This is a genomic window from Janthinobacterium sp., assembly GCF_009923995.1.
Taxonomy (GTDB): Bacteria; Pseudomonadota; Gammaproteobacteria; order Burkholderiales; family Burkholderiaceae_D; genus Janthinobacterium.
Window position 1 is genome coordinate 1 of sequence record NZ_RFSK01000116.1, and the last position, 6870, is coordinate 6870.

The window sequence follows — 6870 nt, forward strand, 5'->3', positions numbered from 1 at the left end:
GGCATGCCGTGCGGCCTCGCGCGACCTGTCAAGGCAAAAGCGACAGCCTGCGCGCTTTTTCCGCCTCGAAAGCCGATCAACACCGTCAACACGGATCAACACGGATCGCAACAGCGGATTCCTGACGTAGAAAGCGGATCAACACCGTCAACACCATTTTTCATCAACTGCACATAGAGAAACGCGGGGAGATTTTCTTACCCAGATTCTACCCGCGTAGGAGTGTAGAGCTTGATCAACACGCATCCCGTGTTGACGTGTTGCGCATGATTCCGGGTACTTACGAGACGCGCCCGTGTTGATCATGCCCGCCGCCAGACTCGGAGGCCGCGAAACCCGGCCGGGCTGGCCTTCTCAACCCAGCCGAGCCGAACCAGAACGGCCCGCACCCGGCTCGACTCCTTCGCCGTCCGCCGGGCCACGTCGATCCCGATTCCGCCCAGCACGTCGGCCGTCGTGAAGTTCCCGACCTCGCCCACCGTCGCGTCGATCCACTCCGCGACAGAGGCTGTCCAGACATCTTCGATCTGGTACTGCTGCGCGTCCTCCTCGCGCACCTTGTCCTCTGACCGGTCGAACCACCAGCGCTCGCCCGCCTCGTATGCGTCCAGGGCGTCGGCCCACACCTCGTCGCGCATGGCCTGCACCTTGTCCCGCGGAATGATCCAGTCCTTTGGCACCGTGATGATCCAGAACCGCCGCGACCCGCTGGGATCAGCCAGAAACGACGCCGTGCCACCGCTGCCGCTGTCGGGATTGATGCTGCCGCACAGAACCGTATGCCGTGGCGCCAGCACGGCCGTGCGCGCGAACGGCGGCCGGTACAGGTCAGAGGCAGAGCCAAGGAACTGCTTGACCGACTCAACACTACGCCGCTTCGTCAGGTCATCCATCTCCGAAGCCTCGTAGCCCCACACGCGGGACATGTTGATCGGGGCGTCCTTGTTGCCGATGGGGATCGGACTGTCGCCGAACCACTCGCCGAACAAGCCCTTGAACAGCGTGGACTTGAAGGCGCCTTGCTCGCCCACAAGGATCAAGGCCGTATCGACCTTGCACCCGGGCTGCTTCGCGCGGGCAACCGCTGAGATCAAGAACCGCCCCAGCATCGCGGCCTGCATCTCGGTCGGCTCTGCGATGCCGAGACATTCGCGCAGCAAGCGCCCCACGCTGTCGCCCCTGCCCTTGCCCTTCACGCTGTCCAGGTACTCCACCACGGGCGAATACATCCGGCCCTGAGCGACCGCGTACAGCGCGGACTTCGCCGCCACCTCGCCCGCGTCCATGCCGTAGCTGTCGCGCAGCCACTCGCACAGCTCGGCCGTGCCCGGCGCCTCTTCGATCACCTTGCCATCAAGCTCCACAACGCTTCCCAGCGTCGAACATCGCAGGCTCGCATACCGTGGATCGCCCTTGAGGATCGTAACGATGTTCGCATAGCTGCTGCGTACTACGCCGTCCTCGCTGACCGACAGGCGCGACATCAGCGCGGCCCGTTCCTTACCGGTCGACTGGCTGCGCGTGTTCATCTTGACTTCACGTTCAGCCCGGCGCCGGTCGTCCTGCCCGGCCTTGACCGCGCGACGGACGCTGCGCATATGCTCCGACATCCCGCCCGCGGCATCCATCCCCGTTGACCACGCCGCCCACTCGGCCGGGGCCGTGTCCGCCACCTCGATCAGCAGGTCGACACTTCCGGCCAGCTCGCGCACGATTTCCTGCCGCGTTGCCTTGTTGCAGTCGGGCGCGTAGACGGCGCCGAGCGCCCGCGCCATCAGGTCGCGCGCCTGCTGTCCTATTGGAGTGGGCGCGTCCGCCTCGGTCGCTGGCTCGTCTGTCGTGGTCATGGCCTGGACTTTCATGCGCTCCGGTCTATCCGGCACGGCCAACGGCTCGCGCTGCCCATACGTCAGGCCGTCGCGCACCGTTCGGCGCACCTCGCCCGGAGGCTTTCCGCAGCCCTCGCCAGCCGCGATTAGCGCCGCCTCGGCCTCGGCCAGCGAGATGCCCGCGCTGACCACGTACCCGCCGACCGTGCGGGCCTGCGCAAGAAGCACGTCGTGCCGTTCGCCCTGCGTGGCCTGCGCCACCTTCGCCGCGGCTGTCCGCAACACGGCAGCCCCAAAGCCGTTGCCCTCGACCCGTGGCGGCGGCGGCGCGGCCTTCCGCTCCTCAATCGGCTTTGCCACCAGCCGCACCAGCCACTCGGGCGCGTCGGCAATCGGTGCCTTGTTCTGCCATTCGTAGGCCTCGCCCGTGTCCGGGTGAACGCTCGGCACGGCCACGATGTACCCGCCATCCGACCGGACATCGAGCCCCTTGCCGTCAATGCCGTTCCGCGTCGGCAACGTCAGCCGCTGCGCAGCCAGCCACGCCACCAGCTCCGGCCCGTACCGGTAGACCAGGTGGACGCCGCCGCCACCTGTCCGCACGGTCAGCGTGTTCCGGTAGTCGGCGCCTGCCGCGGCCTCGTTGACCCGCTCCTCCGCGTCCGTGTTGGCGTCGAGGTCAAGTACCCAGATCCCAGAGCCGAGCGGGCCAGCGCCCGTCCGGACGCCGATGTTGGAGTCGGGCTTATCGGCCCACCAGCGGTCGACCTGCGCGGCGTCCGCGCTCGCGTCGGTCAGTCCGTGCGTGCCCGCGTAGGGCCGCTTGCCCTCAAGCGGAAACACGCGCCAGCCGCGGCGCACGTAGCCTTTGGCCGTCGTCAGAATCTTGCTCATTCCGGCTCCTTGATCTGACCCATAGTCTCGGGGCTGACGCCAGCGGCCCACCGGGCATGGTCGGCCGCGATGTGCGGGAACATGTCGTTGGCGTCTTTCATGCCGGATTCACGCGCCACCCGCAGCATCAAGCGCAGCTCGGTCAGTCGGCGCGCTTCCTGCATGGTCATAAGCTCTTTTCCCTTTCGCATAGACACTCCAAGGCCCCGCCCCGTGGAATCAGCACGGAGCAGGGTGGCCGATCATCGGCCAGAACTTGAATGTGATGCAGGCACGGTCTGATTCACCGCGCCGACTGTAGACGTTGTAACACGTCCGCCCGAGACGGCCGCCCGGGGAACAACACCCGGACGGCCTGACCGTGGATCAGACGGTCACTCGGAGAGAGCGTCTATTCGTTAATCCGCCGCATCAGCGTCTGCCATGCGAGCGCCGCCACTGCCGGTACTTGACCGTTTCCGATGCAACGCAGTCTGTCCACCCGAGCGGCCACCCCATTAGCCACTCGACCCACGTCGGGTTCAGAGCCCCACCAACCACAGCGTTCAGGTTCGGCGTCTTCCTCTCTAGCTGTGACGGTGCGCCGTTGTTTTTTGAATCGTTTACGGTCGGCGTCGGCCACATTCTGACTTTTTCTGTCACTTTTGGTATTTTCCCCTGCGATAGTCTGACATCGCGCCCCGCAATTGCCGACGCTTCGTGAAGATCCATTCCGTTTTCCCATGCTTTCCGCATCAAACGGATCGTTCCTTCGCATGGCCTGTTTGTAGCTGTCGGCGTCGGCCACATCCTGACAAACACGCCCAGCGACATCCCACCCATCCTGTTTGGCGCGTCTTTCGTCCTGTCTCTGACTGTCGGCGTCGGCAGCAAGGATCCAGATGCGCTCTCGTCGGTGTGGCGCTCCGGCGTCGGAAGCTCCCAGCACACACCACTCCGCATCGTACCCCAGCGCGGCCAGGTCGCCGAGAACGACTCCGAGCCCCCTAGAAGTGAGAACTGGGGAGTTCTCCACGAACGCGAATCGCGGTCGTACCTCGCCAATGATGCGGGCCATGTGCCGCCACATTCCCGACCGATCTCCGTCGATTCCAGCGCCTTTGCCCGCTGCGGATATGTCCTGACACGGAAAGCCGCCCGCAACAACATCCACGCGCCCGCGCCACGGCGTGCCGTCGAACGTCTGGACATCATCCCAGATCGGAAACCGCGGTAGTGACCCGTCCCGCTGTCGAGCAAGCAGGACGCGCCGCGCGTAGGCGTCCCATTCGACAGCACAGACGCAGGTATGGCCGAGAAGCTGTCCGCCGAGGATTCCCCCCCCTGCTCCAGCAAAAAGATGTAGCTCATTCATGCCTCCACCACAGGGCATCCCATCATTCGGTAGACCTTCCGCCGCTGATACCAGAGCCGCTCCGCTTTGCCGCCGTCGCAGAGGTCGTAAACCACAGCGCCCAGCTTGCCAGGCGCAGGCCGCGCGATGCGCCCCACGCGCTGCTCGAGGCGGGCCGCGTTGCGCTGGGGGACGCCGAGTATCAGCGTGTCGAGTTTCGGCAGGTCGAGGCCTTCGTCTGCGAGCTGGGTGGCGATGAGCACGGGCGTCCTGCCCGATGCCACCGATTCCAACAGCGCCGCCCTTACCTTGGGATGCAGGCGCCCATGCACGGCCGCGGAGCCCACGCCCATGCCTTGCAGCATGCGCCCGAGCTGTTCGACGTGTTCGACGCGCTCCGTCTGAATCAACACCGTCCGGCCTTCCGCGACAGCAGCCGAGGCCAAAGCCACGATCAGACCGTTCCGCTTCGCGCTTTCGGTGCTGGCCGTGACCATCTCGGTATAGTCGCAGTCCTCCTTCGGCGCCCAGCCCGTCGAAATGCGCCGCACCTCGGGGACGATGATAGCGTTGGCCTCAATAAGCGCGGCCCTGCTGACCTCCGCGCGAACTGGCCCCATATGGCTTAGCAGAATCGGCGTGAGGCCGTCCGCCCGCTCTGGCGTAGCCGTCAACGCGAGTCGGTAGCGGCCGGGCAGCGAGTACAGCACGTCCGTAAGTGTCGCGCACGGTACGTGGTGGGCCTCATCCACTACGACAAGGCCGAACGATTCGCCCCAGCTATCAAGCGTTTTCCGCGACCACGTCGCAAGGGTTTGCATGGTGGCAACCACAAGGCGCGAAACGGTCGGAGGCGCACCGTCTGCGATGACCTGAACGGGGATGCCGATAGCGTGCGCGCGGGCTTGCCATTGCCTAAGTAGGTCGTGTGTGTGAACTAAGACAAGCGCGGGCGTAGCAATGTGAAGCACGGCCGTAAGGCCAATCGCGGTCTTACCTGCGCCGCACGGCGCTACAATGATTCCGTTTTTCCGGCGCCACCACGCGGCAAGCGCGGTGCGCTGGTACGGCCTCAAGGTAAGCCCCGGATGCGCGCCCAGCTCTTCGGCTTCCGGTAGTACCGTTTCGTCAACGACGGTTGCTGACGTTTTCGCGTACCGCGGCACTATGTAGCCGTCACAGGTAAACCGCCACGGCCGGATATTCTCATCGGGAAGCGGCACATACCGGCCTTTTTCGCGCATGCCGATAGCCACGCGGTAGGCCTGATTTGGCAACTCGGTAGCGTATGCGTCTTCCGCGTGCGGGGTCAGGAGCCCGCCAGCCATAACAGCGATCATGATTTATTCCCCGTGTCACACAGTCCCCAGCGCATGCAGCCAGCGTCCCGCGGGTCGGCCGCAAATAGCTCAAACTGACGGCCACCTCTGGACGTTTGCGCCCATTCCATGACTTTATCGATGGACCATGGCGGGAAAGTACCAGATTTATCCGGAAGCTTGTTCTGAAAAAACGTCGGCAAACCTGCGGCGTGCTGATGATTTCTATCTATTACCACTCGTCCTACCAAAGCCTCAAGGTCGCGCATGACATCGATACGCGCATCATCTTTACTCAACATGGCTAGCTCAGACTTATTCGACATGATGCACGGCCAGCACCCGACGCGGGAGGCGCCTTCTAGGTACAAGCTGCACGGCCTGACGTTGTGCCGTGCGTGGATGTCCACCACGTCGGCCAGCGTCCACCGGATGAGCGGGCGCCAGACCTCGATATCTTCAGCGCCCGGCATGGCTTCGCGTTCAGCCAGTCCGGACCGGGCCGCGCTTTCTTCCGCTCGGATTCCGACAACGCTTAGAATGTCGTCATCCTGAGCCCGCGCCCATTTAAGAAACGGCCTGACCTTCAGCTCTTGCGTGCAATACCGACGCATACGGCTAGGGAACATGGCCTTTTTAACGGCCCATCGCACCATAGGTGACGACGCCACACCTAGGCGCCGTTCGATGTCGGCCACCGCGTCGGCATACTCCGGTGCCACGTTAATATCTGACCGAAGCCGGATAATCGGGCCTAGCTGTTCTTCCAGATAGTCAAGATGCGCGTAAAGCGCGGGGTGTTCCCATCCCGTGTCCTGAAACACTCGGACGTGTTCAATCCCCTGCTCCCGCAGCCACAGAGCTGCCGCGGTGCTGTCTTTCCCGCCTGACAGACTAAGAACGGTCATCATGGCTTCTCCTCGCGGTGTTCGCCGCGTTCGATGCAGTCGGCATAGTGTCGCAAGGCAGTCCTACGACGCAACCACGCCACCACGGCGGCGCGCTCGGCCTGCGCGCCCGCGTCCGCGGCCTTGTGCAGCGACACGCCCAGCGCCGTCAGCTCCTGCACCTGAGCGCGCAAGGCTTCGACCTCTGCGACCAGCGCATCCAACGCAGCGAGCGCGTCGAATACTTCTGCCCCGGTGAGTCTGTCATCCCCGTAGACCCCATTTGCGATGCGCGCCTTGATGGCTTCCAAATCGGTCATGACTTTCCCCGGCGTCGGTGCTTGCTGCTCTCAATGTCCGTGGCCCAGCCACCCGCAAGCCGCGGGATGATGGACGAACCGGCCGCGCCCTTCTGGCCGCGCAGGTACTCCAGCACGGCCCGGCGTTCGTCGTCCTTGCCGTCCGTGTAGCCCTGACGGTATCCCTGCTGCCCCGCAGTCTCGACAGGCCCGACAAGCCGTCGCAAGAATTCGACGGTCAAGCGCATGTCGTCCATCTGGTCAAGCAGCCACGCGCAGTCCATGATGACGCGGTGCGCGTAGTCAGTC

Annotated in this window: 7 protein-coding genes; all 7 read right to left on the reverse strand. The window is 64.3% G+C overall.

The genetic code is table 11. The features are described 5' to 3' along the window. Positions 1-302: 302 nt before the first annotated feature. Positions 303-2723 (reverse strand): VapE domain-containing protein, encoded by a 2421-nt coding sequence (locus tag EBS11_RS27705; RefSeq protein ID WP_290608634.1) that lies wholly within the window; start codon positions 2721-2723, stop codon positions 303-305. Next, complete coding sequence (locus tag EBS11_RS27710; protein ID WP_290608637.1) at positions 2720-2893, reverse strand: hypothetical protein; 174 nt, start codon at positions 2891-2893, stop codon at positions 2720-2722. Before EBS11_RS27710 ends, EBS11_RS27705 begins: the two co-directional genes overlap by 4 nt. Positions 2894-3114: 221 nt before the next feature. Continuing rightward, positions 3115-4077 (reverse strand): DNA cytosine methyltransferase, encoded by a 963-nt coding sequence (locus EBS11_RS27715; RefSeq protein WP_290608638.1) that lies wholly within the window; start codon positions 4075-4077, stop codon positions 3115-3117. Continuing rightward, positions 4074-5396 carry a DEAD/DEAH box helicase gene (locus EBS11_RS27720; protein ID WP_290608640.1) on the reverse strand — a complete coding sequence of 441 codons (1323 nt, stop codon included), beginning with the start codon at positions 5394-5396 and terminating at the stop codon, positions 4074-4076. Before EBS11_RS27720 ends, EBS11_RS27715 begins: the two co-directional genes overlap by 4 nt. After that, on the reverse strand, positions 5393-6286 hold the full coding sequence (locus EBS11_RS27725; protein WP_290608642.1) for a phosphoadenosine phosphosulfate reductase family protein: 894 nt from the start codon (positions 6284-6286) through the stop codon (positions 5393-5395). The genes EBS11_RS27720 and EBS11_RS27725 overlap by 4 nt, the downstream gene beginning before the upstream one ends. Then, positions 6283-6582: a hypothetical protein gene (locus EBS11_RS27730; protein ID WP_290608648.1), complete on the reverse strand. Its 300-nt coding sequence runs from the start codon at positions 6580-6582 to the stop codon at positions 6283-6285. The genes EBS11_RS27725 and EBS11_RS27730 overlap by 4 nt, the downstream gene beginning before the upstream one ends. Then, a partial coding sequence (locus EBS11_RS27735) for a hypothetical protein (RefSeq protein WP_290608650.1) occupies positions 6579-6870 on the reverse strand: 292 nt, incomplete at its 5' end. The genes EBS11_RS27730 and EBS11_RS27735, both read right to left, overlap by 4 nt.